The sequence below is a fragment of the Mesorhizobium sp. M1078 genome (assembly GCF_040318615.1).
Classification (GTDB): domain Bacteria; phylum Pseudomonadota; class Alphaproteobacteria; order Rhizobiales; family Rhizobiaceae; genus Mesorhizobium.
Genome location: NZ_JAMYMP010000042.1, coordinates 16632 through 41951, shown reverse-complemented (window position 1 = coordinate 41951; position 25320 = coordinate 16632). Strand labels below are relative to the sequence as shown.

28 protein-coding genes and 1 pseudogene are annotated in these 25320 nt (G+C 63.2%); 18 read left to right on the top strand and 11 right to left on the bottom strand.

Translation table 11 applies throughout. From position 1 onward, the window contains the following. Window positions 1-384: 384 nt before the first annotated feature. Both NKH38_RS29815 and NKH38_RS29810 read left to right on the top strand, forming a co-directional pair. Window positions 385-1164, top strand: coding sequence for a DUF1223 domain-containing protein (locus tag NKH38_RS29815; RefSeq protein ID WP_352765019.1), 780 nt, complete (start codon window positions 385-387; stop codon window positions 1162-1164). Between the two features lie 583 nt (window positions 1165-1747). After that, on the top strand, window positions 1748-2134 hold the full coding sequence (locus NKH38_RS29810; protein WP_023683844.1) for a DUF2794 domain-containing protein: 387 nt from the start codon (window positions 1748-1750) through the stop codon (window positions 2132-2134). A gap of 116 nt (window positions 2135-2250) precedes the next feature. Here the strand turns inward: NKH38_RS29810 and NKH38_RS29805 are convergent, their stop codons facing one another. From NKH38_RS29805 to NKH38_RS29790, 4 genes are all read right to left on the bottom strand, one after another. Continuing rightward, complete coding sequence (locus NKH38_RS29805; RefSeq protein WP_352765017.1) at window positions 2251-2832, bottom strand: GNAT family N-acetyltransferase; 582 nt, start codon at window positions 2830-2832, stop codon at window positions 2251-2253. Window positions 2833-2949: 117 nt separating this feature from the next. Then, window positions 2950-3690, bottom strand: coding sequence for a Bax inhibitor-1/YccA family protein (locus NKH38_RS29800; protein WP_023671726.1), 741 nt, complete (start codon window positions 3688-3690; stop codon window positions 2950-2952). 239 nt (window positions 3691-3929) lie between these two features. Then, complete coding sequence (locus NKH38_RS29795) at window positions 3930-6479, bottom strand: ABC transporter permease (protein ID WP_352765015.1); 2550 nt, start codon at window positions 6477-6479, stop codon at window positions 3930-3932. Then, window positions 6479-7180, bottom strand: a complete 702-nt coding sequence (locus tag NKH38_RS29790) for an ABC transporter ATP-binding protein (protein ID WP_023687673.1) — start codon at window positions 7178-7180, stop codon at window positions 6479-6481. Before NKH38_RS29790 ends, NKH38_RS29795 begins: the two co-directional genes overlap by 1 nt. An 86-nt stretch (window positions 7181-7266) precedes the next feature. Here NKH38_RS29790 and NKH38_RS29785 point away from each other — a divergent pair, with 86 nt between their 5' ends. Then, complete coding sequence (locus NKH38_RS29785; protein WP_023687672.1) at window positions 7267-7911, top strand: arylesterase; 645 nt, start codon at window positions 7267-7269, stop codon at window positions 7909-7911. 273 nt (window positions 7912-8184) lie between these two features. Further along, window positions 8185-8781 carry an RNA 2',3'-cyclic phosphodiesterase gene (thpR, locus tag NKH38_RS29780; protein WP_023671722.1) on the top strand — a complete coding sequence of 199 codons (597 nt, stop codon included), beginning with the start codon at window positions 8185-8187 and terminating at the stop codon, window positions 8779-8781. Here thpR and NKH38_RS29775 read toward each other — a convergent pair. Next, complete coding sequence (locus NKH38_RS29775; RefSeq protein ID WP_352656403.1) at window positions 8685-9212, bottom strand: low molecular weight protein-tyrosine-phosphatase; 528 nt, start codon at window positions 9210-9212, stop codon at window positions 8685-8687. The genes thpR and NKH38_RS29775 overlap by 97 nt on opposite strands. Window positions 9213-9316: 104 nt before the next feature. Between NKH38_RS29775 and NKH38_RS29770 the strand changes: the two genes are divergently transcribed. The 5 genes from NKH38_RS29770 to NKH38_RS29750 all read left to right on the top strand — a co-directional run bounded on the left by NKH38_RS29770 (window position 9317) and on the right by NKH38_RS29750 (window position 12723). Further along, window positions 9317-9613: a 4a-hydroxytetrahydrobiopterin dehydratase gene (locus tag NKH38_RS29770; protein ID WP_023706758.1), complete on the top strand. Its 297-nt coding sequence runs from the start codon at window positions 9317-9319 to the stop codon at window positions 9611-9613. Window positions 9614-9732: 119 nt separating this feature from the next. Continuing rightward, window positions 9733-10095, top strand: a complete 363-nt coding sequence (locus NKH38_RS29765; protein ID WP_023687669.1) for a YkvA family protein — start codon at window positions 9733-9735, stop codon at window positions 10093-10095. Between the two features lie 312 nt (window positions 10096-10407). Next, the gene (locus NKH38_RS29760; RefSeq protein WP_023671718.1) at window positions 10408-10911 is read left to right on the top strand and encodes an invasion associated locus B family protein; all 504 of its coding nucleotides are present in this window, start codon (window positions 10408-10410) and stop codon (window positions 10909-10911) included. Window positions 10912-11020: 109 nt separating this feature from the next. Beyond that, a complete protein-coding gene (rlmN, locus tag NKH38_RS29755; RefSeq protein WP_352765010.1) occupies window positions 11021-12253 on the top strand; it encodes a dual-specificity RNA methyltransferase RlmN in 1233 nt (410 codons plus the stop codon). Then, a complete protein-coding gene (locus NKH38_RS29750) occupies window positions 12250-12723 on the top strand; it encodes a hypothetical protein (protein ID WP_352765008.1) in 474 nt (157 codons plus the stop codon). The genes rlmN and NKH38_RS29750 overlap by 4 nt, the downstream gene beginning before the upstream one ends. Here the strand turns inward: NKH38_RS29750 and NKH38_RS29745 are convergent. Next, window positions 12695-13336 carry a LysE family translocator gene (locus tag NKH38_RS29745; protein WP_023706760.1) on the bottom strand — a complete coding sequence of 214 codons (642 nt, stop codon included), beginning with the start codon at window positions 13334-13336 and terminating at the stop codon, window positions 12695-12697. The two genes, NKH38_RS29750 and NKH38_RS29745, sit on opposite strands and share 29 nt — an antisense overlap. A 187-nt stretch (window positions 13337-13523) precedes the next feature. Here NKH38_RS29745 and NKH38_RS29740 point away from each other — a divergent pair, with 187 nt between their 5' ends. Next, complete coding sequence (locus NKH38_RS29740; RefSeq protein ID WP_352765021.1) at window positions 13524-14747, top strand: argininosuccinate synthase; 1224 nt, start codon at window positions 13524-13526, stop codon at window positions 14745-14747. Window positions 14748-14885: 138 nt separating this feature from the next. Here NKH38_RS29740 and NKH38_RS29735 read toward each other — a convergent pair whose 3' ends face one another. Then, window positions 14886-15683, bottom strand: coding sequence for a lytic murein transglycosylase (locus NKH38_RS29735; protein ID WP_023694544.1), 798 nt, complete (start codon window positions 15681-15683; stop codon window positions 14886-14888). A gap of 293 nt (window positions 15684-15976) precedes the next feature. Between NKH38_RS29735 and NKH38_RS29730 the strand changes: the two genes are divergently transcribed. The 7 genes and pseudogenes from NKH38_RS29730 to NKH38_RS29695 all read left to right on the top strand — a co-directional run bounded on the left by NKH38_RS29730 (window position 15977) and on the right by NKH38_RS29695 (window position 22578). After that, on the top strand, window positions 15977-17074 hold the full coding sequence (locus NKH38_RS29730; RefSeq protein ID WP_023710249.1) for a zinc-binding metallopeptidase family protein: 1098 nt from the start codon (window positions 15977-15979) through the stop codon (window positions 17072-17074). A gap of 62 nt (window positions 17075-17136) precedes the next feature. Continuing rightward, window positions 17137-17737: pseudogene (locus NKH38_RS29725) on the top strand (DUF1236 domain-containing protein). Between the two features lie 147 nt (window positions 17738-17884). Beyond that, a complete protein-coding gene (locus NKH38_RS33485; protein ID WP_502896671.1) occupies window positions 17885-18835 on the top strand; it encodes a CPBP family intramembrane glutamic endopeptidase in 951 nt (316 codons plus the stop codon). 383 nt (window positions 18836-19218) lie between these two features. After that, on the top strand, window positions 19219-20805 hold the full coding sequence (gene ffh / locus NKH38_RS29710; RefSeq protein ID WP_352748072.1) for a signal recognition particle protein: 1587 nt from the start codon (window positions 19219-19221) through the stop codon (window positions 20803-20805). Window positions 20806-20812: 7 nt separating this feature from the next. Further along, window positions 20813-21139 (top strand): chorismate mutase, encoded by a 327-nt coding sequence (locus tag NKH38_RS29705; RefSeq protein ID WP_352904716.1) that lies wholly within the window; start codon window positions 20813-20815, stop codon window positions 21137-21139. A 104-nt stretch (window positions 21140-21243) separates the two neighbouring features. Next, a complete protein-coding gene (rpsP, locus tag NKH38_RS29700) occupies window positions 21244-21645 on the top strand; it encodes a 30S ribosomal protein S16 (RefSeq protein WP_023671705.1) in 402 nt (133 codons plus the stop codon). 87 nt (window positions 21646-21732) lie between these two features. Continuing rightward, window positions 21733-22578 carry an acyl-CoA thioester hydrolase/BAAT C-terminal domain-containing protein gene (locus NKH38_RS29695; protein WP_352764998.1) on the top strand — a complete coding sequence of 282 codons (846 nt, stop codon included), beginning with the start codon at window positions 21733-21735 and terminating at the stop codon, window positions 22576-22578. A gap of 87 nt (window positions 22579-22665) precedes the next feature. Here NKH38_RS29695 and NKH38_RS29690 read toward each other — a convergent pair whose 3' ends face one another. The 3 genes from NKH38_RS29690 to NKH38_RS29680 all read right to left on the bottom strand — a co-directional run bounded on the left by NKH38_RS29690 (window position 22666) and on the right by NKH38_RS29680 (window position 24009). Next, window positions 22666-22929, bottom strand: coding sequence for a YMGG-like glycine zipper-containing protein (locus tag NKH38_RS29690; RefSeq protein WP_023683830.1), 264 nt, complete (start codon window positions 22927-22929; stop codon window positions 22666-22668). Between the two features lie 127 nt (window positions 22930-23056). Beyond that, the gene (locus NKH38_RS29685) at window positions 23057-23584 is read right to left on the bottom strand and encodes an SRPBCC family protein (protein ID WP_023805919.1); all 528 of its coding nucleotides are present in this window, start codon (window positions 23582-23584) and stop codon (window positions 23057-23059) included. Window positions 23585-23598: 14 nt separating this feature from the next. After that, on the bottom strand, window positions 23599-24009 hold the full coding sequence (locus NKH38_RS29680; protein WP_023687655.1) for a DoxX family protein: 411 nt from the start codon (window positions 24007-24009) through the stop codon (window positions 23599-23601). Window positions 24010-24365: 356 nt separating this feature from the next. Here NKH38_RS29680 and NKH38_RS29675 point away from each other — a divergent pair, with 356 nt between their 5' ends. Beyond that, a complete protein-coding gene (locus NKH38_RS29675; RefSeq protein ID WP_352764995.1) occupies window positions 24366-24767 on the top strand; it encodes an ACT domain-containing protein in 402 nt (133 codons plus the stop codon). Between the two features lie 3 nt (window positions 24768-24770). Here the strand turns inward: NKH38_RS29675 and NKH38_RS29670 are convergent, their stop codons facing one another. Further along, entirely contained in the window at window positions 24771-25223 is a 453-nt protein-coding gene (locus tag NKH38_RS29670) for a GNAT family N-acetyltransferase (RefSeq protein ID WP_023671699.1), read from the bottom strand. Window positions 25224-25320 lie beyond the last annotated feature (97 nt).

The window sequence follows — 25320 nt, the reverse complement described above, 5'->3', positions numbered from 1 at the left end:
GTCAAGACTAAACGAGACAGTCTCCCTACTCCCTACTACCTACTCCATACTCCCGACTCCCTACTCCCTACTCCCTACTCCCTACTCCCTACTCCCTACTCCCTACTCCCTACTCCCTACTCCCAAGCATTGCCCGACCCGATCGAAGCCCCGCCCTGTCCGACAGGAGTAAAAACCGGCTGGGCTCAGCAAGATCTGCCCCACGCTCCTGATGCCATGCTCCCGATCGAACCGGGCGGTGAAGTGCTCCCCCTGTGATGGCCATACCCATGGTTGCGGCAGCAAAAATTTCACCGCAACGTGACTTCCCGTTGACTGTCGCTTCTGCCACAAATCTGGGCAACCAGAACAAGGCCGGCGTCACCGGCGGGAATCGGAACGATCATGGCACCTCGACACCCTCTGCGGCTTGCGGCTTTTGCGCTGGCCTTCTCGGCGCTTGCCGGGACCGGGTTCGCCGAGGAATCGGGAACGACCCAGACCGACAAACCGCAGATTGACAGGCCCTTGGGCGTGGTCGAGCTGTTCACCAGCCAGGGCTGCAATTCCTGCCCGCCGGCGGACGCGTTCTTTGCCGAGCTGGCGGCCAAGGACAACGTCGTCGCGCTCGCCTACCACGTCAATTACTGGGACTATCTCGGCTGGCAGGACACGCTGAGCAGCAAGGACAATACCGACCGGCAATATGACTATATGCGCGCCTTCGGCACCCGCTCCGTCTACACGCCGCAAGCCGTCATCAATGGTCGCAGCCATGTCAACGGCGCCAGCCGCAAGGAGGTCGACGGCGCGCTTGCCCGCATGGAGAAATCCGGTGAAGGCATGCGGGTCAGCGTCAAGGTCAGCCGCACCAGCGATCGCGTCATGATCGATGCCGGCGACGCCGGTAGCGGCCCCAGCGACGCCCATGTCGTCATCGTCTATTTCCAACCACCGCAGACGGTGACCATCGCCAAGGGCGAGAACACCGGCCGCAGCATGACCTACTGGAACGCCGTCACCGGCATCCAGACCGCCGGCATGTGGCACGGCAAGGCGCAGCGCTACGAATTGCCGATGACGGAGATCGCCAAGAAAGGCGGCTGCGCCGTACTGCTGCAGTCGGTCGGCAAGGACGGCCTGCCGGGCCCTATTCTGGGCGCTGCGTTTATTCACAAGCCTTAAGAGGCCCCCTCATCCGGCCGCTCTCGGCCACCTTCTCCCCGAGGGGAGAAGGGGCTGAATCAGCGCTGGCGCGAACTCCTCTCCGCTCGGGGGAGGTCGGATTGGCCCGAATTGCTGTTGCAATTCGGCTGGCAACCCGGGTGAGGGGATGCGCCCGCAAACTGGGCACCGCAGCCTCCAGCAAATTCTTCAAGCAGCCAAAAACAAAAAAACCGACGTCAGCTTGCTTCTGACGTCGGTCATTTAGGTTTTGGGATCGTCGCACCCGGTCTCTCCCTGAGGAAAGTCCGAGGTTGGTTCGATCCGACGCAGACCCGTGGGCGGGGGGCTTGGGGTTTACGAGCCGGTGCCGGACCGAACCGTCTCAGGCAACGCCGGTAAATTCGTCGGACATTGGGGCATGAGCGCGGATAAAAAAAGGCGGAAATGTGGCGAGGCATCACCAATTCAAACACCGCGTTTTATAAAAGTGACTGGACGTTGCGAAAACAGCGCAGTCCCGGGATGGTTAGCCGGGCCTTGCAATTCCACGGCGAACACGCCAACTTCTGCAAGCGAGATTCATTTTCAAAGGGATCGCGGGATGACCGATCGCAGCGGTGGGACGGAGGATGGGGACGCATCCGCAATATTGATCCCGCTGCACGAGGCGCGACGCGAACGCCTCGACCAGCCGGTCCGTTTCGACCGGCGTGAACTCGACGAGATCCTGAGGCTGTACGGACGCATGGTCGCCGCCAACGAATGGCGCGACTATGCCATCGATCATCTGTCTGATCGGGCTGTGTTTTCAGTCTTCCGCCGGGCCAGCGAAGTGCCGCTGTTCCAGATCGTCAAGGATCCGAAACTGGCACGCCGGCAAGGCGCCTTCGCCGTCATCGCCGCCGGCGGCCGAATCCTCAAGCGCGGCCAAGAACTCGGTCGCGTGCTCAACGTCTTCGATGCTAAGCTGAAGATTGTCCAGGCCTAATTGAGAATTGGGGAATTGAAGACCTGAAGAATTGAAAAAAGAGGATGTAACGGTCGAAATACCGCCGGGTTTGTTCTCAGCTATTCAAATCCTCAATTCTTCAGTTCTTCAACTCCTCAATTCCCCCTCCTCAGGCTCTCACGAAACTTCCGCTCCGGCAGCGAATGCGGATCGGGCGGAACCGTTACGCCGCCATTCAGCGACAGCTGCATGAACACCGTGTCAAGCCAGCGCCCATACTTGTAGCCGGAGCCTTCCAGGCGACCGGAATGGCGAAAGCCGAGCTTTTCATGCAGCCGCACCGAGGCGCTGTCTGGATGGCCGTCGCCGATCACCGCGACGATCTGGCGAAAGCCCGCCATACGGCAGGCTTCAATCAGCGCCTGCATCAGCAGCAGCCCGACGCCCTGGCCCTTCGCATCAGGCGCGACATAGACGGAATCCTCTACGATGAAGCGGTAGGCCGGGCGCGGCCGGAACGCGCCGGCATAGGCGTAGCCGAGCAGCGCGCCATCTCGTTCCGCCACCAGATAGGGAAAGCCCCCCGCCGTCAGGCTGTCGAAGCGCCCACCCATCTCAGTGCGGCTGGGCGGCTCCAGCTCATAGCTCGCGGTGCCATGCGTCACGGCATCGCCGTAGATCTCGGTGATTCGGCCGAGGTCGCCTTCCAAGGCCGCGCGGATGGAAATAGTGCTCATGATTTATGCAGACGATTCATCTGCCTCCATGACAGCAAAGGCCGGCACAAAAGAAAAGGGCGGCCGTTGGCCGCCCTCTTGATATCAGCTGGTCCAGTTGCCTGATGGGAAGACCGCCTAGCGGCGATCGCCCATGAACTGCAGCAGGAACATGAACAGGTTGATGAAGTCGAGATATAGCCTCAACGCGCCCATGATCGCCTTGCGGCCGGCAACGTCGGCCTGATCGCCTTCGTAGTACATTTCCTTGATGGTCTGCGTGTCATAGGCGGTGAGCCCGGCGAAGATCAGCACGCCGATCGCCGAGATGGCGAAGCCGAGCGCCGACGATTGCAGGAAGATGTTGATCAGCATGGCGATCACCAGGCCGACCACGCCCATGACCAGGAACGAGCCGAACGCCGAAAGGTCGCGCTTGGTCGTGTAGCCGTAGAGCGACAGCGCGCCGAAGGCGGCCGCCGTGGCAAAGAAGGTCTGAGTGATCGAGGCGCCGGTGTAGACCAGGAAGATGGTCGACAGCGACAGGCCGACCAGGCCCGAATAGACCCAGAAGGTGGTTTGCGCCGCGGCCACGCTCATCGACTGGATCCTGAACGACAGGAAGAAGACGGCGGCGAGCGGAGCCAGGATGACCACCCAGCGGAAGGCGCTGGCATAGATCAGCGTGCCGAAAGCGGTCAGCTGTCCGTCGCCGGTGACGGCGAGCTGGAAAGCGCCCCAGGCGGCGACGCCGGTGATGAGGAGGCCAAGCCCCATCAAATTGTAGACCTTGAGCATGTAAGTGCGCAGGCCTTGGTCGATGTCGGCGCGCGCGCCCGGCACGGCCGAAGTCTGGTAGTTGCGAATGGGCTCAGCCATTGGAATCCTCTGTTGCTTCTGCCCCGTACGGTGTCAGGCCCTTTCGGACCTGGGCGCCGCTGGCGGGGCTCCAGCATGCCTGTGGCGAAATATGATGGTTCTTGACGTCAAGAACAAGACCGTAACGGGCTGCAACGCTTGGTGAATCTCCGGAAGCCGGTTTTCTTGGGCTTCCATGACTGCACATTACCAAGATTTAATCGGAAACGGCAGATTCGGCCAACCTTGCCGTTTGGGGCCTAGAGGTTGCGCAGCACCGGCGCCGCCTTGTGCCCGAGCACCCGCCAGGTGCCGGCAAGGCCGATGCCGACCGTGATCACCAGCGCAAACACCAAGGTCGCCACTGCCACCTCCGGCATGAAATGCGACGGCAACGTCATGATGCGGGCAACGATGTACCAGGCGGCGATGCCGCCGGCAGCCAACGCAAACACCGCGGTGGCCAGGCCGATCAGCATGTATTCCAGCGAAAACGCCGCGATCAGCGTGCGCCTCGTGGCGCCCAGCGTCTTCAGCACCACGGCATCGTGGATGCGGGCGCGATTTCCCGCGGCGAGCGCGCCGGCCAGCACCAGCACCGAAGCGATCAGCGCCACGCCGGCCGCGGCCCGGATCGCCGTGCCGAGCTGGCCGACCAGCCGGTTGACGACGTCGAGCGCGTCCTTGACCCGAACTGTCGTCACCGCCGGGAAGGCGCGGGTGACGGCGTTGAGCAGACGGGCATCCTCTGCGGCCGTGGCATCCTTTTCGGTCAGCGTCGCCAGCCAGCCATGGGGCGCGCCTGCAAAAGTGTTAGGCGAGAACACCATGACGAAGTTGATGCCCATCGTCTCCCATTGCACCTCTCGGAAATTGGCGATCCTGGCCGCTACATTGCGTCCGAGCACATTGACGGTGACGGTATCGCCAAGCTTCAAGCCGAGCGCCTTGCCTTCATCGTTGGAGAACGAAACCAGCGGTTCGCCGCTGTAATTCTCCGGCCACCAGCTGCCTTCGGTCAGTGTCGCATTGGCCGGCTGTTTGGCGTCGTAGGTCAGGCCGCGATCGCCGCGCAGCACCCAGGCGCCTTCCGATGGCACATTGGCCTTGTCGACACTAACGCCGTTCAGCGCCATCACCCGGCCGCGCAGCATCGGCACCTTGACCAGCGTTCCCTTCGGCGCCTCTTTGCCGATCAATGTCGAGAAGGCATCGACCTCGCTATTCTGGATGTCGACGAAGAAGAAATTCGGCGCCCGTTCCGGCAGACTGCCGGAGATCTGCTGCCTGAGATTGCCGTCGATCAGCGCCAGCGTCACCAAAAGCGTTAGGCCGAGGCCCAGCGACAGCACGACGGACGGCGTCAGCGCGCCGGGCCGGTGGATGTTGCCGATGGCGAGCCGAAGCGCGACCGAGCGCGCATGCGGGCTTTTGCGCGCCACCCACTGCACCAGCGCACCGACCAGGCGCAACACCAGAAAGGCAAAGACCGTCGCGCCGACGAAGATCGTGGCGATGCGCCGGTCGCCGGAAAACAGGATGGCCAAAGCCGCCAAAGCGAGCGCGATGCCGACCGCCGTGGCAAGATAGGGCAGGCGTGGAAAGCCGCGGCCCTCAAAACCCATTTCGCGAAACAGCGCGGTCGCCGGCACATCGCGGGCGCGGCCGAGCGGCAACAGCGCGAAGGCAAGCGTCACCAGCAGCCCGAACAGCGCGGCAAGAGCCAGCGCACCGGGATAGAAGCCGCCCTCGGCCGGCACCGGAATGACCGACTGGAGCGCAGCGCTGGCTGCAAACGGCATGGCGGCGCCGAGGATGAGGCCAAGCGCGATGCCGAGGCCGGCGATCATTAGGATTTGCACGAGATAGACGGTGAAGACGAAGCCGCCCGAGGCGCCAAGGCTCTTGAAGGTGGCGATGACGCCGCGCTTGCCGTCGAGATAGGCGCGCACCGCATTGGCAACGCCGACGCCGCCGACCACCAGCGCCGTCAGCCCGACCAGCGTCAGGAATTGCGAGAAGCGCTCGATGTTGGCCGACAGCGCCGGCGCCGCATTGGAACGCGTGCGGATCGACCAGCCGGCTTCAGGGAAATCGCTCGCCGCCCGATCCTGGATGGCCTTGAGATCGGCCTCGCTGGCGCCGGCCGGCAGCCGAACCTTGTAGGCATTCTCGACCAGGCTGCCCGGCTGGATCAGGCCGGACGCGGCAAGCCCCGCGGTCGAGACCATCAGCCGTGGCGCGAAGCCGAAACCGTCCGACACCGCATCCGGTTCGCTCACCAGCCTGGCCCGCAATTCGAATGTCGCGCTGCCGACCTTCAGCCGGTCACCGATCTTCACATTCAGCCGGTCGAACAACAGGTCGGGCGCGGCGGCGCCAAAGACGCCTGATTTCTCGTCGAACAAATCCTTTCTGCCAAGCTGCGGCGCGGTATCGAGCGCGCCATAGAGCGGATAGGCGTCGTCGACGGCCTTGGCCTCAACCAACGCCTGGTCGGAGCCGTCATCCAGCCGCGCCATCGAGCGCATATTGGCGCTGTGCGACACAGTGCCGAGGCGGTCGAGGAAGGTGCTTTCGGCTGGCGTCGCATCGCGCTGGTTGAGCTGGAAGCGCAAGTCGCCGCCAAGCAGCGTCTGGCCCTGGTCTGCAACGCCTGCGGTGATCGCCTGCGCCACCGAATTGACCCCGCCGATTGCAGCGACGCCGAGCGCAATGCAGGCAAGGAAGATCAGGAAACCCGACAACCCGCCGCGCATCTCGCGCAGCGAGAAGCGGAACGCGAGCTTCAGCGTCTGCGACAGTGGCATCAGGCCGGCACCTTGACCTGCGCTACCGGCGCATCCTCGATGCGGCCCGAGCGCATCGACACCTGGCGCGAGCAGCGCGCCGCAAGGGCCGGATCGTGCGTGACCAGCACCAAGGTCATGCCGCGCTCGGCCGCCTTGGCGAACAAAAGGTCGGCAACCTGCCGCCCCGTCGCCTGGTCGAGATTGCCGGTCGGCTCGTCGGCGATGAGAATGCGCGGCGACGGCGCCAGCGCGCGGGCGATCGCCACGCGCTGCTGTTCGCCGCCGGACAGCTCGCCCGGATAGTGGGTGACGCGGTCGCTCAAGCCCACCGCTGCCAGCTCGCGCGCCGCGACACCGAACGGATCGGCATGGCCGGCCAGTTCCAGCGGCACCGCGACATTTTCGAGCGCCGTCATGTTGGGAATGAGATGGAACGACTGGAAGACGATGCCGATGTTTCGGCCCCGAAACGATGCGATCTCGTCCTCGCTTTTGCCGTTCAGCAATTCGCCGGCGATCCGCACCGTCCCCGAATCGACCTGCTCCAGCCCGGCAAGCACCATCAGCAAGGTCGACTTGCCGGAACCCGAAGGGCCGACAATGCCGGTCGCCTCGCCGCGCGTCACGTCAAGGCTGACGCCTTTCAGCACATGCACCGACGAAGCCCCTTGGCCCAGGGTCAGGGATATGTCTTTCAGCGCGATGACGGCTTCTGTCACAATTAAAGCGTCCTATATCAGGATGAAGGCTCTGCTTGCCGGAAGCCGCCGCCGGAAGAATTCCTCGGGTATATGGGGCCTGCCACATGTCTTTCAAACGCTTGAATGCCGCAGGGCTCGTCCTTTTCGTCACCCTTTGCGGCGCCATTTCGTCGGTTCGCGCCGAGACGTTCACCATCGTCGGGTTCGGCGACAGCCTGATGGCCGGTTTCGGCCTCGGGCCTGGCGATGGCTTTACCGACAAATTGCAAGCTGCGCTGCGGGCCAAAGGCCATGACGTCACCGTAGCCAACGCCGGCGTTTCAGGCGACACCTCGAGCGGCGGCTTGGCACGGCTTGACTGGTCGGTACCGGATGGTACAAGGCTGGTTATCCTCGAACTCGGCGCCAACGACATGCTGCGCGGCGTCTCGCCCAGCATCACGGAAAAGAACCTGGACGACATGCTGGCGAAGCTGAAAGCGCGCAAGATCGCGGTGCTTTTGGCCGGCATGCGCGCCGCTCCCAATCTCGGCGCCGACTACCAGAACGCCTTCGATGCGATCTATCCAAAGCTGGCCGCGAAATACGATGTGCCGCTCTATCCGTTCTTTCTCGATGGCGTCGCCGGACAGTCCGGCCTGCAGTTGGAGGACGGCCTGCATCCCAATCCGAAGGGCGTCGCAGTGATGGTCGAGCGCATCCTGCCCGCCGTGGAGAAGGCTGTTGCGGCAGTTCAGGGTGGCGGTTGAACGCCGGCCTGACGAGAATAACGCGGCGTTCGCCTCGCGCGAACTTTGAAACAAAAGACCGGGCTGCCGATGACCCGAGTCATTCATGCTGCGCTCGAAGAGCATATGCAGCATCTGGGTAATGCAAGCGCCGAAGCGGCACGGCAATAGTGCTTATTCATCGCTTGGAGGCGCCTGTTCGTAAAAATGCCTGCAACCAACAAACCACTTGCCCCGTTTGACTATCGATGATTCGCTAGGGGCACAGTTCGATTCGAGGAAGGGAGGCTCACCATGCCGCGTCTTTTCACCGCCCTCGAAATACCGCGTGACGCCGCTCTTTCGCTGTCCCTGCTCAGGGGCGGCCTGCCCGGAGCCCGCTGGATCGATGTCGAAAACTACCATCTGACGCTGCGCTTCATCGGCGACGTCGAAGGCCATATCGCCGACGAAATCGCCAACGCGCTCGACCGGGTGCACCGCCCATCCTTCTCGCTCACCCTGTCCGGAGTTGGCGCTTTCGGCCAGAAGAAGCCGCACGCCGTCTGGGCCGGCGTCTTCGCCTCGCCCGACCTTTCGGCGCTGCAGAGCGAAATCGACCGCATCTGCCAGCGGCTCGGCCTGCCCGCCGACCCGCGCAAGTTCACCCCGCATGTTACGCTGGCACGCTTGCGCAATTCGAGCCCGCTCGACGTCGCCCAGTACCTGTCGGCGCGCGGCAATTTTGCGACGCTACCGTTTCGCGTCGGCCGCTTCGTGCTGATGTCGTCGCGCGATTCGGTCGGCGGCGGTCCCTACATTGTCGAGGAGGCGTGGCCGCTCTCCGGCGTCGACGCCCGCGCCACCAATCTCGTCGCCAGCGCCTCCGACGCTTCGCGGATCATGCGGTAGACCGAAGCGAACGCTTCGGCCCCGTCATAATAGGGATCCGGCACGTCGCGGGTTTTGCCCTGCGCAAACTCTGCCAAGAGATGAATACGTTCGCGCCCACCGGCCGGCGCCAACGCCTTGAGGTCGCGGACATTCTGCCGATCCATGCCGAGGATCAGGTCGAAGCGCGAAAAATCCCCCGGCCTGACCTTGCGTGCCCGCTGCCCTGATATGTCGATGCCGTGGCGGGCCGCAATCGCGATCGAGCGCGGGTCGGGCGCTTCGCCGAGGTTCCAGCCGCCGGTCGCCGCAGAGTCCAGCACAATATCGTCCAGCACCATGTCGCGGCCGCGCTCCGCCAGCACGGCGCGAAACACGCCTTCGGCCAGGGGTGAACGGCAGATGTTGCCGAGGCAGACGAAGAGTATGGAATTTATCGGCTTTACGCTCATTCGATATGCGCCGTTCGTGCATTTGGAAGCCCAAAACGCAAAGGACTTTTGGGCGACTTGCATTATGGTGAGGGTCGATATCTGGGATAGCACGGGAAATCATCATGAAGAGAGAGAAACTCAGCAAGGACGCCATCGCCGCCGCACTGGCCGAACTGCCTGGCTGGTCGCAGGCAGCCGATGGCGCCTCTATCAAGCGCAGCTTTGTCTTCAAGAATTTTTCCGAAGCCTTCGCTTTCATGACCCGCGTCGCGCTGGCCGCCGAGAAGATGGACCATCATCCCGACTGGTCGAACGTCTACAAGACTGTCGACGTGACGCTCAACACCCATGATGCCGGCGGTGTCACCGCGCTCGACATCGCGCTGGCCAAGAAGATGAATGGGTATGCAGGCGGCTGAACGCTAGGGCGGCAACGCCAAATCGGCGCCATCCTCTTGCAGTGGACCGGGACTTTCACCACATTTTCCGTGGCGGCCGCGCGCAACGCGTAGCGCGACGGCCGGCAAGGAGAGGATTGATGGCGCAGCAGCCCGGTTTTGATTTCTTCGGCTTCGGCAGCAAGCTCGGCGACGAGAGTGAAGTGCGCGCCAAATTCTGGCGCACGGCCAAGAAGGCCGCCCGGCAGATTCCGTTCATGGAAGAGGTCGTCGCCGGCTATTATTGCGCGCTCGACAGGAAGACGCCTTTGCGTGCCAAGGGCATATTGCTGGCAGCGCTTGGCTATTTCGTGCTGCCGGTCGATGTCATACCCGATTTCGTCTTCGGCCTCGGCTTCACCGACGACATCGCCGTGCTGACCGCCGCGATCTCCGCGGTAAGCGCCCATATCACCCCTGCGCACCGCAAGGCCGCCAAGGAGGCGATCGCCGACAAGAGCTGAATCGGCGTCGTTGGCAACTGGGTTCAGAAGAAATCCTCCGCTCAAACAGGACGATAGCGGCTTGGCTTCGGGTTCCGCTGCGGCCGTTCGAAAAGTCAAACTCTTGCCGCTTTCGTGGCCTCCAAGTCGCCGCAGGGACATTGCGAAAGCCGTTTTTTCAAGAAGCGGCGCGGAAATGGCGGTGGTTTCCATGGGTGAATGTCCTTTTCCAAGGGAAATTCACCGTTTGGTAACCCAGATTAAATCAAAATGAAGCGACGGGCAGGACGCCAAGCCGGCCTGCCCCGCACCATTTGGAATACGGGAAAAGCGATGCGCGGATTGATTGCACTAGTCTCGAGCCTGGTCCTGGTGGCCTTTGCCGCGCCGGCGCTGGCGCAGCAGGCGACCAAGATCGGCCAGCACAATGCCTGGGGCACCTACAGCTACCAGGCGCAGGGCGGCAAGGTCTGCTATGTGCTCACCGTGCCGACCGACAAGCAGCCGCCGACGCTCGATCACGGCGACATGTTCTTCTTCGTCAGCCAGCGCCCGGGCCAGCAAGTGTCCTACGAGCCGCAATTCATCGCCGGCTACACATTCCAGGAAGGCTCCAAGGCCACCGTCACCATCGACAAGAAGACGTTCTCGATGTTCACCCGCGGCAAGTCGGCCTGGGTCGAGAACGCCGCCGAAGAGCCTGTGCTGATCGCCGCCATGAAGACTGGCACCGACATGAAGGTCTCGGCGAAGTCTGGCCGCGGCAATCCGACGACCTATGTGTTTTCGCTGAAAGGCATCTCGGCCGCGCTGACGTCGATCGCCAAGTGCAAGTAGGCTAGCGCGGTTCCCGCCGCATGACTCTCGCCGCAACCTGTGCTATGCGCCGCGCTTCTTTCGGCACGATGGATGAAATCGGCCGCAATTCGCTTATATTGGCGCTGATATGACCCTTTCCTTCGATCTCACCAATGAGGGCGCACGCGACGCGTTGCGCACTCGCGCCACGCCCGAGAAGCCGTCGCTGATCGGCCTGACCCGGACCGAGCTCGGTGAAGCCCTTGTCAGTGCCGGCATCGTGCCCGAGCGCCAGGCGAAAATGCGCGCCCAGCAGCTCTGGCACTGGATGTATGTGCGCGGCGTCTCCGATTTTGCCGGCATGTTCAACATCTCCAAGGATCTGCGCGCCGAACTCGACAAGCATTTTACCGTCGCCCGGCCCGAAATCGTCGAGGAGCAGATTTCCTCCGACGGCACGCGCAAGTGGCTGTTCCGCTTTCCGCCGCGCGGTGCCGGCCGTCCCGTCGAGATCGAGACCGTCTACATCCCCGAAGAAGGCCGCGGCACGCTCTGCATCTCCTCGCAGGTCGGCTGCACGCTGACCTGTTCGTTCTGCCACACCGGCACGCAGAAGCTGGTGCGCAATTTGACGGCGGAAGAGATCCTGGCGCAATTGCTCACCGCCCGCGACCGGCTCGGCGATTTCCCCGACCGCGACACACCCGACGGCGCCATCGTCCCGGCCGAGGGCCGCAAAGTTTCCAACGTCGTCATGATGGGCATGGGCGAGCCGCTCTACAATTTTGAAGCCGTGAAGAAGGCGCTGCTGATCGCCTCCGACGGTGATGGGCTTTCGCTGTCGAAGCGCCGCATCACGCTGTCGACCTCCGGCGTCGTGCCCGAGATCTTCCGCGCCGGCGAGGAGATCGGCGTCATGCTGGCGATCTCGCTGCACGCCACCAATGACGATCTGCGCGACCTGCTTGTGCCGATCAACAAGAAGTATCCGCTGAAGGAACTGATCGAGGCCTGCCGCGCCTACCCGGGCCTGTCCAATGCCAGGCGCATCACCTTCGAATATGTGATGCTGAAGGACGTCAACGATTCCATCGAGGACGCCAAGGGCCTGATCAAGCTGCTCAAGGGCATTCCGGCCAAGATCAATTTGATCCCGTTCAACCCGTGGCCGGGCACCAACTACCAGTGCTCGGACTGGGAGACGATCGAGAAGTTTGCCGACTACATCAACAATGCCGGCTATGCCTCGCCGATCCGCACCCCGCGCGGCCGCGACATCCTCGCCGCCTGCGGCCAGCTCAAATCGGACTCCGAACGCATGCGCAAGGTCGACCGCCTGGCACTGGAAGCCATGATGATTGCGGGGCACGGCGAGGCGTGAGCCGCCTCATCGCCTATATCGTCCGCTTCGCCGCGATCCTGTTCGGCTATGTCGTCGCCTCGCTGGCGGCGAGCGCCTTTCTCAACGTCCTGTTCCTGGCTTCGCTCGGCTACGCGCCGGAACATGCGCACCCGACGGCGACGGCTTCGCTTTATTTTTCAATCCCCTTCGTGGCGCTGTTCGTCGCCTATTTTGCTTTCATGCCGGCAGCCATCGTCATCCTGATCTCGGAGATACTCAGCCGCCGCGACTGGCTGTTCTATGCGCTTGCGGGCGGCATCGTGGCCGCGGTGTTCCTCGGCTTCGTCCACCAGAATGCCGACATCAATTTCGACGTCACTGAGCCCCGCGCCATCGCCGCCGTGATCGGCTGCGGCATGGTCGGTGGCATCTTCTACTGGCTAAGCGCCGGCCGCTGGGCCGGAAGCTGGTGGCAGGCCGCTACTTCGCCTGAGCGGTCAGGATCTTGAGCGCGAAGGCCGAAAACACACCGGCAAAGAGATAGTCGACGACCCGCGTTACGCGCGGGCTGGCCTTCATCGCCGCCGAAAACCTTTCCGCGGCAAACACCATCGGCGCCGTCACAGGGATTGACAGCACGATGAACATGAGGCCGAGGGAGAACAGTTTTCCCGGCGCGTTCGGATCGTGAGCCGAGACGAACTGCGGCAGAAACGTCATGAAGAACAGGATGATCTTCGGGTTGAGCAAATTGACGCCGAGTCCGGCGGCCCAGCTGCGGAACAGCGAAATCTGCGGCCCGTTCTTCTTCTGCGGTGAAAACGCCGAGCCCTTGGTCATCGCCTGCCAGGCCAGGAACACCAGATAGGCGGCGCCGAAGATTTTCAGCACCAGGAAGGCCATCGGCGAGGCGACGATCAGCGCCGAGATGCCGACCGCCACCAAAGTTGTATGGATCAGCGTGCCGAACAGAGCACCCGCCAGCGAGGCAAAGCCGGCGGCGCGGCCCTGGCTCAGTGTGCGCGAGACGAACAGCGTCATATCCGGCCCCGGCGTGATCGCCAGGATCATGGTGGCGATGGCGAACTGGATCAGCGTGGTGGTGTCGGGAATGAAGGACATCGGTGGGCCCTGGCGAATGATCGTCGGTCTATAACGCAGCCTCCCGGCTCACGCCAGCAACTGACTGGCGTGGCATCTGGTCCAGCGGCTGCGGCGGCCGGAGCCCGTTCATCCCTTGCGCTGGCCGGAAATGCCGTGATACCTCGCCCCCGAAACTCATCGCGGAACCGCCAAAATGTCCCCAGCAATGCCCAAGACAAAAGACGTCAAGAAGGTCGTGCTCGCCTATTCCGGCGGTCTCGACACCTCCATCATCCTGAAATGGCTGCAGACCGAGCTCGGCGCCGAAGTCGTCACCTTCACCGCCGATCTCGGCCAGGGTGGCGAGTTGGAGCCGGCGCGCAAGAAGGCCGAGATGATGGGCATCAAGGATATCCGCGTCGTCGATGTCCGCGAGGAATTCGTCGCCGACTTCGTCTTCCCGATGTTTCGCGCCAATGCCGTCTATGAAGGCACCTACCTGCTCGGCACCTCGATCGCCCGGCCGCTGATCTCCAAACACCTGGTCGAGATCGCCCAGGAGGTCGGCGCCGATGCTATTGCGCATGGCGCCACCGGCAAGGGCAACGACCAGGTGCGTTTCGAGCTGTCGGCCTATGCGCTGAATCCCGACATCAAGGTTATCGCGCCGTGGCGCGACTGGTCGTTCAAGTCGCGCACCGACCTGATCAACTTCGCCGAGCAGCACCAGATCCCGGTGGCCAAGGACAAGCGGGGGGAGGCGCCGTTCTCGGTCGACGCCAACCTTCTGCACTCCTCTTCCGAGGGCAAGGTGCTGGAAGACCCGTGGAGCGAGCCGCCGGAATTCGTCCATCAGCGCACCGTCTCGCCGATGGAGGCGCCGGACAAGGTCACCGAGATCGAGATCGAATTTTTGAAGGGCGATCCGATTGCACTGAACGGCAAGAAGCTGTCGCCGGCCGCCATGCTGACGGCGCTTAACGATCTTGGCCGCGACAATGGCATCGGCCGGTTAGACCTGGTCGAGAACCGCTTCGTCGGCATGAAATCGCGCGGCGTCTACGAGACCCCCGGCGGCACCATCCTGATCGTCGCCCACCGCGCCATCGAATCGATCACGCTCGACCGCGGCGCCGGCCACCTCAAGGACGAGTTCATGCCGCGCTACGCCGAGCTGATCTACAACGGCTTCTGGTTCTCGCCCGAGCGGCTGATGCTGCAGGCGATGATCGACAAGAGCCAGGAGGACGTCGAAGGCACGGTGCGCCTGAAACTCTACAAGGGCAATGTCATGGTCACCGGCCGGAAGTCGAAGAAGACGCTCTATTCCGACGCGCTGGTCACTTTCGAGGATGACCGCGGCGCCTACGACCAGAAGGACGCCGCCGGCTTCATCCGCCTCAACGCGCTGCGGCTGAGGACGCTGGCCGCGCGCATCCGCAAGGGTTGAGCCCAACTACTATTCCAGGAAAACCCGGCGGAGACTGCCAAGAGGGGCTAACGCCGGGCTCTTGATTATTCGCATGGCCATGCACCAACAAAAAAGCCCGGCGTTGGCCGGGCTTTCATGTCGAATGAAGATTATCGTTCAGCTGCCGTCGATCGCGTCGGCGATCTGGGCGATGGCCTGCTGGTAGACGCTGGCGGAATTCCAGCCGGCGATGGCCCCCATATTCGCACTCGCGCTCGCACCCGCCCGCCAGCCATGAGCCTTGAGAAAGTTGGCCGTCGAAGCCAAGGCCGTCGCCTTGTCGCGCAGATTTCCGTTGCCGACGCCATACTTCAGGACATTGCCGGGCAGGAACTGCGTATGGCCGATCTCGCCATGCGCAGCGCCGACCGACGAGGCGCTGAGCGCGCCGCGATCGACCAGCTTCAGCGCCGCAATGGCGTGCGGGTAAAAGAACCCCGGGCGACGGCAATCATAGGCAAGCGTCAGAATTGCGGAGACGGTGTTCTGGTTGCCAAGGGAGGCTCCGAAGCCGGTTTCCATGCCCCAGATGGCCAGCAACACGCCCGGCGACACGCCGTAATTGCTCTCGATCCTGTCGAACATCGCCGCATTCGACTTCTTCAGCGCACGGCCCCTGGAAATGATCGCAGCTCCGCCACGGCGCTTCATGAAGGCGTCCACCGAACCGCTGAACGCCTTGTGGATGGCGCGGTCGACGGAGATTGTCTTTGTCGCGTAGCTGGCACCGGCCAGAGCAGCCAGACCCTTCCCACCAACACCTTCGGACCTGGCCTGCGCGGCAAAGTCCTGCTTCCACGCTTCGAAGCCCGCGCCGGTCTTGCCGCAGCTGGCCGCCGCCTGCGCGCCCGTCGCCAGCGCGAGTACCGCGACCACCGCGGCAGCAATAATCTTTCCCTTGGCAAGCAATGCCATGCTTTCTCTCCTGATTGCCTGAATCACGTCCCGGTTGCGAACTTGCCAGCGAAACGCGCCATTGTCACCGTACCCCCGGCGCTACCCTGGCCAATGCAGCGGAATTTGCTTACGATCAAGTGCTTATTGTGGCCGAAACGCCCGGCGCCGGGCAGGCGAATTCGCTGCTCGGGTAAAAAGAGGTGACGGGGGCATGGAACGGCGGCCCGTGGCGGGCGTTTGGGCGAGGCGCCGCTCCGCACCATATTCCTCCTCTGACGCCATACGCCAACGCCTGACGCATCGAGAACGACATGAAACTGTTCGACTGCCCGCATTGCGGCCACCGCCTCTACTTCGAGAATGCGCAGTGCCTGAATTGCGGGAGTCTCGTGCTTTACGATCCCGAGCATGCGCGCTTTGCCTTGTCTGACGTCGACGGCATCTTCCACTGCACCAATGCGGATGAATGCGCCTGCAACTGGATGGCCGAACCGGGCCATACCTACTGCCGCGCCTGCTTGCTGAACCAGCTGATCCCCGACCTCTCCGTCGACGGCAACCGCCGCCGCTGGATTCGCGTCGAGGCGGCCAAGAAGCGCGCCGTCTATTCGCTGCTCGCCTTCGGCCTTCCGGTCGCGCCCAAGCACAAGCACGGCGACGAAATCGGCCTCGCCTTCGACTTCATTGCCGATCCGATCGGCGGCGGTCCCGGCGGCGAACGCATCCTTACCGGCCACGACAACGGCCTGATCACGCTCAACGTCGCCGAGGCGGACTCGGCCGAGCGCGAGCGGCGTCGCGTCGAGATGGGCGAAAATTACCGCACGCTGCTCGGTCATTTCCGTCATGAGCTTGGCCATTACTACTGGGACCGGCTGATCCGCGACGAGCCGCAACGGCTCGATGCCTTCCGGGCGCTGTTCGGCGACGAACGCCCCGACTACGAGCAGGCGCTGAAGGCCTATTACGCTAATGGCGCTGCGCCCGACTGGCAGCAGAACCACATCTCCGCCTATGCGACGTCGCATCCATGGGAAGACTGGGCCGAGACCTGGGCGCACCATCTCCACATCACCGACACGCTGGAGATGGTGCACGCGCTGAATTTTCCACTCGGCCAGCTTGAGACGATGGAGACCAATGTGCTGCCGCAAGGCGACACCGGCGGCCGGTTGCAGGCGGCGCCCGCGGAACCCAACGCCGTGCCCGAGCCGTTCGGAAAGATTCTCGCCCGCTGGCTGGTACTCTCGGAAGCCTCAAACTCGATCAACCGCTGCATGGGCCTGCCCGACCTCTATCCCTTCGTCATTTCGGACGTGACGGCGCAGAAACTCAGCTTCGTGCATGAGCTTTTGACCGGTTTGCCGAAAGAAACCGGAACAAATCGTGAGCTGGCGTCGGTATTTTAGCCGGAACGCATGCGTTCTGGTTTCGTTTGGTGTCGCGAGGGACCATGAAAGGGAGAGAAACCATGAGACGCATATTGTTTCCGGCCGTCGCCGGGGCGCTTGTCGCGATGTCGGGTGCGGCACTTGCCGATACCGCCGTCTCGGCCGTCACCGATCTTAATGTGCGCGCCGGCCCCGGCCCGCAATATCCTGTGATCGGCGTGCTCGCCGCCGGCCAGTCGGCGACGCTCAATGGCTGCATCGAAAACAGCAAATGGTGCACCATTGCCGAAGCCGGAGGCCAGGGCTGGGTCTATTCCGACTATGTCACGGCCGATTTCGGCGGCAACCGGGTCGTTCTGACACGCCGCCCCGCCAACGCCGCCATCACCGTGGTTACACCGCCGCAGGATGATTATCCCGATACCTATACCGGTGCGATTCTGTCCGACGACGGCCCCGTCGACGCCATCGACAGGCCACCGGCAGAAGTCGGCACCTATGTCAGCACGCACCGGCTCGATCCTGTCTATCTCGAGGGCGAGGTGGTGACCGGTGCCACCTTGCCCGACACGGTCGAACTGCGCGAAATCCCCGACTACCGCTACCGCTACGTCTATGTGAATGGCCAGCAGGGCGCTGGTCGACCCGCAGACACGGCGCATCATGTACGTCGTGCGCTGATTTTGCCTGGAAAGAATGACAAGTGAACTCGTGCCGCCCTCCTGCCGAGGCTGAGGGCGGCAAAAGGGTCGCTGAACAGCAGCAATTGCGCGAGAGCCGACGATCCCCTAGATCATGCGACCCGATGCGTTCGGCAGAGGAACTCGCGTGATATCAGATTCAGCCGCCTTCGAGCGCTATAGCAACACGGCCACCGAAAAGACGAACCTGCCGCGGCTGATAATTGGAACGGCAGTCGTCGTCCTGTTCTGGGTGGCGATCACCCTGGTTGTGGTGCTTGGCGGCACCTATGTCGCGATCGTCTGGCATGTATTGCCGGACGATCCGCGCGGGCCGCTTCAGGGTTTTCTGGCCTCGCCCATCGGCATACTCACCGCACTCACCTCGTTTACCGGCATCTGGCTCGGCCTCTGGCTTGCCATGCGTTTCGTCCATGGCGAGCCGCTCTCGGCGCTTTTCGGCGCCAGTCGCCGCGTGTCCTTGTCGGGCTTCCTCAAGGGCCTAGTTGCGGTGCTGATCACATCGGCGCTTTCCGAAATCCTGCTCTACTGGCTACAGCCCGAAATCGCCCGCGGCACGATCAACCTGTCGACCTGGCTGCTGTTCCTGCTCCCGATCGTGGCGCTGACCCTGCTGCAGACCTCGTCCCGAGGAGATGCTGTTTCGCGGCTATCTGCTGCGCGGCCTGGCCAAGCGCTTCGAGAGCCCTTACGTGTGGGCGCTATTGCCCGCTTTGCTGTTCACCTCCTTGCATTGGAGCCCGGGCTCGAGCCCCGCCATCAACGCCTGCGTGCTGGCCTCGATCGCCGCCTTCGCCTTGCTGTTGACGCTGGTGGTTTATGTCACGGCAATCTCGGCGCCGCCTTCGGCGCCCATCTCGGCAACAATCTCACCGGCTTCCTGCTGATCTCGCATCAGGAGAACTACAATTCCTTCGCCCTGTTCAACGCCAAGCCGCTGGAAGGTCCGGACTGGACGACGACGGATGCCGTCATCATCGCCGCCATCGGTATCGTCTGCACCTTGCTGACGATCCTGCTGCTTCTGCACCCGCGCTCGCCGCTGAAGGTTACGGCCGACCCTCGGGATGCAGGGTGAACTAAACAGGGACCGATCCAGAGACCGGCAAGCCGCCCTTGTCTTGACTCTTCGGCCGATTTCCTGTCTACAGCCCCGAAATCCGCGACGAGTATCCCTCCGAGCAAGCCGACCAGGACGCCAAAACCTTTTGAGGTGGGTGCTGTAAACAGATCCTGGAGGCCAACACCCGGCAGCGCTGAGCGCCCCCGGGTGCTTTTTGGTTTTGAGCTTTGCTTGGATGAGCGGCGCGAACGCACTACCTCTCGGGCACCATCGGGGTGCCTGAGAAAAAGGAAACGGAATGTTTGAATCGCTGCAGGAGCGCACAAGAGGCGTGGAGGGCCATCGGCCCGACAGGGATCACCATGAATCCAAGGCGCTCTCGCGCGGCGGGTTGACCAATGTTTGAATCACTTCAGGAGCGCCTTGGCTCCATCCTGAACGGCCTGACAGGCCGCGGCGCGCTGTCGGAGGCTGATGTCTCGGCCGCACTGCGCGAGGTGCGCCGTGCGCTGCTCGAGGCGGACGTTGCGCTGGAAGTGGTGCGTTCCTTCACCGACAAGGTGCGCGAGAAGGCCGTCGGCGCGGCTGTCGTCAAGTCGATCAAGCCCGGGCAGATGGTCGTCAAGATCGTCCATGACGAGCTGGTCGACATGCTCGGCGCCGAGGGCGTCGCCATCGACCTCAATGCGCCGGCGCCGGTCGTCATCATGATGGTCGGCCTGCAGGGCTCCGGCAAGACGACGAGCTCGGCCAAGATCGCCAAGCGGTTGACCGAGCGCCAGAACAAGAAGGTTCTGATGGCCTCGCTCGACACGCGGCGGCCCGCGGCACAAGAGCAGCTGCGCCAGCTCGGCGAGCAGGTCAAAGTCGCGACGCTGCCTGTCATTGCGGGCCAGAACCCGGTCGACATCGCCAGGCGCGCCGTCCAGGCAGCCAAGCTCGGCGGTCATGACGTCGTCATCCTCGACACCGCCGGCCGCACCCATATTGACGAGCCGCTGATGGTGGAGATGGCCGACATCAAGAAGGTGTCGAGCCCGCACGAAATCCTGCTGGTCGCGGATTCGCTGACCGGCCAGGACGCCGTCAACCTTGCCAAAAGCTTCGACGAGCGCGTCGGCATCACCGGCCTGGTGCTGACCCGCATGGACGGCGATGGCCGTGGCGGTGCCGCGCTTTCGATGCGCGCCGTCACCGGCAAGCCGATCAAGCTGATCGGCACCGGCGAAAAGATGGACGGGCTGGAGGAATTCCACCCCAAGCGTATTGCAGACCGCATCCTCGGCATGGGCGACATCGTCTCGCTGGTCGAAAAGGCCGCCGAAAACATCGACGCCGAGCAGGCGGCGGCGATGGCCAAAAAGATGCAGTCGGGCAAGTTCGACCTGAACGACCTTGCCGGCCAGCTTCAGCAGATGTCGAAAATGGGCGGCATGGGCGGCATCATGGGCATGATGCCCGGCATGGGCAAAATGAAGGACCAGATGGCGGCCGCCGGCCTCGACGACAAGATGTTCGGCCGCCAACTCGCCATCATCTCGTCGATGACCAAGGCCGAGCGCGCCAATCCGGACATGCTGAAACATTCGCGCAAGAAGCGCATCGCCGCCGGCTCAGGCACGGATGCGGCCGAGATCAACAAGCTCTTGAAAATGCATCGCGGCATGGCCGACATGATGAAGGCGATGGGCGGCAAGGGCAAAGGCGGCGGCCTGATGCGCGGCATGATGGGCGGTCTTGCCTCCAAGATGGGCCTCGGCGGCATGATGCCGGGTGGCCCCGGCGGCATGATGGGTGGCGGCATGCCCGACCTCTCCAAGATGGATCCCAAGCAGCTCGAAGCCTTGCAGAAGCAGATGCCCGGCCTTGGCGGCATGAAGGGCCCGCCCACCCCGAGCGGCGGTGGCCTGCCCGGTCTGCCCGGCGGCATGAAGCTTCCCGGCCTTGGCGGCGGTGGTCTGCCCGGCCTCGGAAAGAAGAAGTGAGGACGCTATGAACGAAGAAAAAGACATGGCCGACGCACGCACCATCCTGGCCGGCTATCGCGCCTCGATCGACAACATCGACGCCGCCCTCATTCATATGCTGGCCGAGCGCTTCCGCTGCACCAAGGCGGTCGGCGTGCTCAAGGCCGCGCATGGCCTGCCGCCCGCCGACCCGGCGCGCGAGCAGGAGCAGATCACCCGCCTTCGCCAGCTGGCGAAGGACGCTCATCTCGACCCCGATTTCGCGGAAAAATTCCTCAACTTCGTCGTCCGCGAAGTGATCCGCCATCACGAGCAGATCGCCGCGTCCAACGGCGCAAGCAAAACCGGCTAACAAAGTGCATGTCGCCCAAAAGTGCGCAGCGGTTTTGGGACAACGACCTGCACCAGACAAAGCCATTAACCCAACACTGAAATCAGAAATTTAGGAGAAATGAAATGCCCTTGAAGATCAGACTGGCCCGTGCGGGCTCGAAGAAGCGCCCTTACTACCACGTCGTCATTGCCGACGCCCGTTCGCCGCGCGACGGCCGGTTCATCGAGTCGATCGGCTCGTGGAACCCGCTGCTGCCCAAGGACGGCGAGCGCGTCAAGGTCGACGCCGACCGCGTCAAGCATTGGCTGTCGCACGGCGCTCAGCCGACCGACCGCGTGCTGCGCTTCCTCGATGAGGCCGGCCTCCTCAAGCGCGAAGCCCGCTCCAACCCGAAGAAGGCCGAGCCCGGCAAGAAGGCGCAGGAACGCGCCTCTCTGCTGAAGAAGGCCCAGGAAGACGCTGCCGCCGCCGTTGCCGCCGCTGCTGCAGCCCCGGCCGAAGCGGAAGCCGCCACCGCCGAATAAGCATCGCGTCATCGCATCGACAAAACGGCGGGCCTGTGCCCGCCGTTTTGCTAATGTGCGGCGATGTCATATGCGTTCGAACGAAAGATGACTGAGCGGACCGTCACGGAAGAGACCCTTTTCGGCGGCGTAGCCGGAACGCTGTTGCGATGCGCCGGCGCCACGACAGGCGTCGTCGTGCTCAGCGGATCGAGCGGCCGCATCGACGTCACCCGCGCCCGGCTCTTTGCCAAGGAAGGAGCATCCGCTCTCGCGCTGCAATGGTTTGACGGCGAAGTTCAGGTGCCCGGCATTTGCGAGATCCCGCTCGAAACGTTTTTCGCGGCGACCGACTATCTTGTCCAGATGGGATGCCGGCGCATCGTCTATGTCGGGACCTCGAAAGGCGCCGAGGCCTCCCTGCTTGCGGCGGCTCACGATCCACGCATCGGCCTCGTGGTTGCGATCAGCCCGACATCGGTGGTCTGGGGCAATATCGGGCCGGGCCGCGACGGCGTCAGCTGGCCGGAACGATCGTCGTGGACGCTCGAGGGGATTCCTTTGCCGTTTGTCCCAAGCAATCCCGCTTGGAACGCTGAGTATGTCGATGGTCTGGTGTCCTACCGGGGGCTCTTCCTACGTGCCTTGCAAACCTTCAAGGACGCAGCGGCCAAGGCTGCCATTCCCGTCGAAGCTATTTCAGGCGACATTGTTCTGGTTGCGGGCGGCGACGACGCGCTATGGCCATCGCTGGATTTTGCCCAGTCGATCGTTCGGCGTCGCCAGGACACCGCAATGACCACCTGCCTCGTCTCAGTGCCCGACGCCGGCCACCGCATTCTGCTGCCGGGCGAAATCACGCCGCGCTCGAGGCTGCATGCCCATGGCGGCAATGACGACGCCGACACGCGCCTGGGCCGCCTGGCTTGGGAGCATATCCGGGGATTGCTGTAGCGCAGGCAGCCATGGTCCAGCTGCCTTGGGCAACAGCGAAACCGGCGATCTATAGCCGCCGGTTTCCGATGTTGGACCTGGCTGCGTTCAATAACCGTCGGGGCAGCTGGCGATATAGGTGCGCCCGTTGCGGCCGCGGTAGCGACATTGACCGCTTTCGCTGGCACGGCCGATCAGCGCGCCGGCTACGGCGCCGACGGCGCCGCCGACGACGGCGCCCTGAACCGGATCATTTGCCACAGCTGCGCCAACCGCCGCGCCGCCGAGACCGCCGACCGCGGCACCCTTTTCGGTTTGCGAGCACGCACCCAGTGCGGTCGCCAGTACCAGAATGATCATCGCTTTTTTCATTGTCTTTCCTCTCTCACGCGGATCGCCGTCCTCGCCGCCACGGCTCTAACTCCCAGACAGCTGATTTGATCCCGAAGACGTGAGAGATCCCGGTGCGCGCGCCGAGCTTGTTGAAATGCAGGACGTTTTACCTTTCAGTGGCCTTCTTCAGATTGGCGAGGCCAGCCTCGAAATCCTTGCCGATCAGAGTATCGAAATTCATGAAGAGGCCCAAAAGCTTGGCAATGAAGGGCCGGCTGCCGCGCATAGCCCAGGTGACTGCGGTGGTGTCGCCCGAGGGCTTCAGGGTGAAGTCGACGCTGTTGTTGGCCCGGAACGGCTTCTCGAAGTCGAGCTTCAGCGACACCAGCGAGGATGGCACGGAATTGACGATCTCCATGCGTCCCTTGCCGGCCTTGGCATTGCCTTCCCAGGCGTAGGCGGCGCCCTTGCCGGCATCAGCGCCCGACAGCGTGCGCTTCATCTCGGGGTCGAGCTTTTCGTAGGGTGACCACTCCGGCCAGTGCTTGAAATTGTTGATCAGCGGAAAGATCGCTTCCGGCGCGGCCTTGATGCTGGCGGTGCGGGCGGTGACGAAATCATTCGACCTCGTCGCCGCATAGATGAGCACGGCGACGATGATGACGACCAGGATGATGAGAATGGTGCTGAGCATGTTTTTCTCCTCGCTTAACGGCTGAACGGGATCAGGGCGCGCACGCTTGGGTCGCGCAGATAGAGACCGCCCCACAGGATGATGCCGAGATAGACGCTAAACAGCGTGTGCGAAAACAACGGGCTGCCGACGCGCATGTTTGTGGCGATGGCGCCGCCGAGATAGCCGGTGAGCAGGATGGCGCCGAGCACCGAGGTGCGGGGCAGCGCATAGAGCGCGGTCGAGATCAGCCCGATAATGCCGAGCGTGCGCGCGACATTGACATCGGCCGGCCAGCCGAGCGGCACCATGGTCTGGGTGACGACATCGAGCGGCGGCAGCTTGATGACGCCGTCGAAGATCATGAACAGGATGATGAGGCCGCTGAGCACGCGGCCGGTCCACAGGGCGCCCGACGAGACGGGCATGGTTTGAGAAATACTCACGGTGTTCCCTCCTAAGCGGTTCGAGCCGTTTGCTGGCTTCGGACCAAGGACGAGCGATGGGGCGGCGATCCTACAGGGTGCGGATTCTTTTTGGGTAGCAGCAAGCAAAAGCCGCTGCGTGGCGATCCTTCACACCCCCCTCTGGCCCGCCGGCCATCTCCCCCGCAAGGGGGGAGATTACACGCTCGACCGCTTCGGCAATGTTCCATGAATGAGCGGAGCATCGAAACCGCCGATCTCCCTCCTTGCGGGAGAGATGCCCGGCAGGGCAGAGGGGGGTGCTGTCCCTCGACCTTGACGGACTATCGACATCCACCAGTCACAGCTATTGATAGGGCTGGGCGAGAGACGAGCGAATGGCCGGCGAGACTGATCTGAAAAAGCTGCTGGCGGCGATGACGCCGGAACTGCTTCCCGGCATCCATGTCTTCGCCACCCTGGTCCCCGGTGCACCGGTTCCCGAGACGCTCAATCCGGTGATGCTGTTTCGCGAGAAGGAGGGCACGACGCTGATCTTGCCCGAAGACCAGGCCGCCAGGCTGCAGTCCGCCTTCCGCTGCCGCATGATCACCCTGAACGTCCACTCCTCGCTGGAAGCCGTCGGCTTCCTCGCCGCCATCACCGCCCGGCTGGCCGCCGCCGGCATGGGCGTCAATCCGGTCTCTGCTTTCTATCATGACCATCTGTTCGTGCCCGCTGAGCGGGCCGAGGAAGCGATGGAGTTATTGCGCCAACTGGCCAAGGATAACGCCGGCTGAATATCAAGCTCGACGCACGTAGAGAATATCCGGCAGGCCTTCTTCGTTGGTGGTGCCCGCGCCGAACGCCTCGGGGCGAAAGCCATGGCGCTCGTAGAAGCGACGCGCGCCGGTGTTGGCCTGGAAGCAATGCAGTTTAACGATCCGTAGCGCGGCGGTCGCTTGCACCAGCAGCCGGCTGCCGATGCCTTGCCCCGTCCAGGCGGGGTCGAGATAGAGCTGTTCCACCCAATCGCCGCTCAGGGCAATGAAGCCGACAATGCCGGTGCCGGCCTCGGCGACCGTCACCTGCTGCCGGGACAGCACGATCTCGCGGATGAAGGCAAGATCCTCATCCGGCGTGTGGATGACCGGCATCCAGGAGAACGAGCCAAGTGCGGCCCGCATGACAATGGCGATGGTCGCGGCATCCAAAGCCGTGGCGGGGCGCAGCACGATTTTGGTGGGATCGTTCAAAGGCGTTTCTCAACAGAGGTCAGCGCTGCCCTCATCCCCCTGCCGGGACCTTCTCCCCGTGAACGGGGAGAAGGAAGACTTCGGCCGAAGGCCGAGC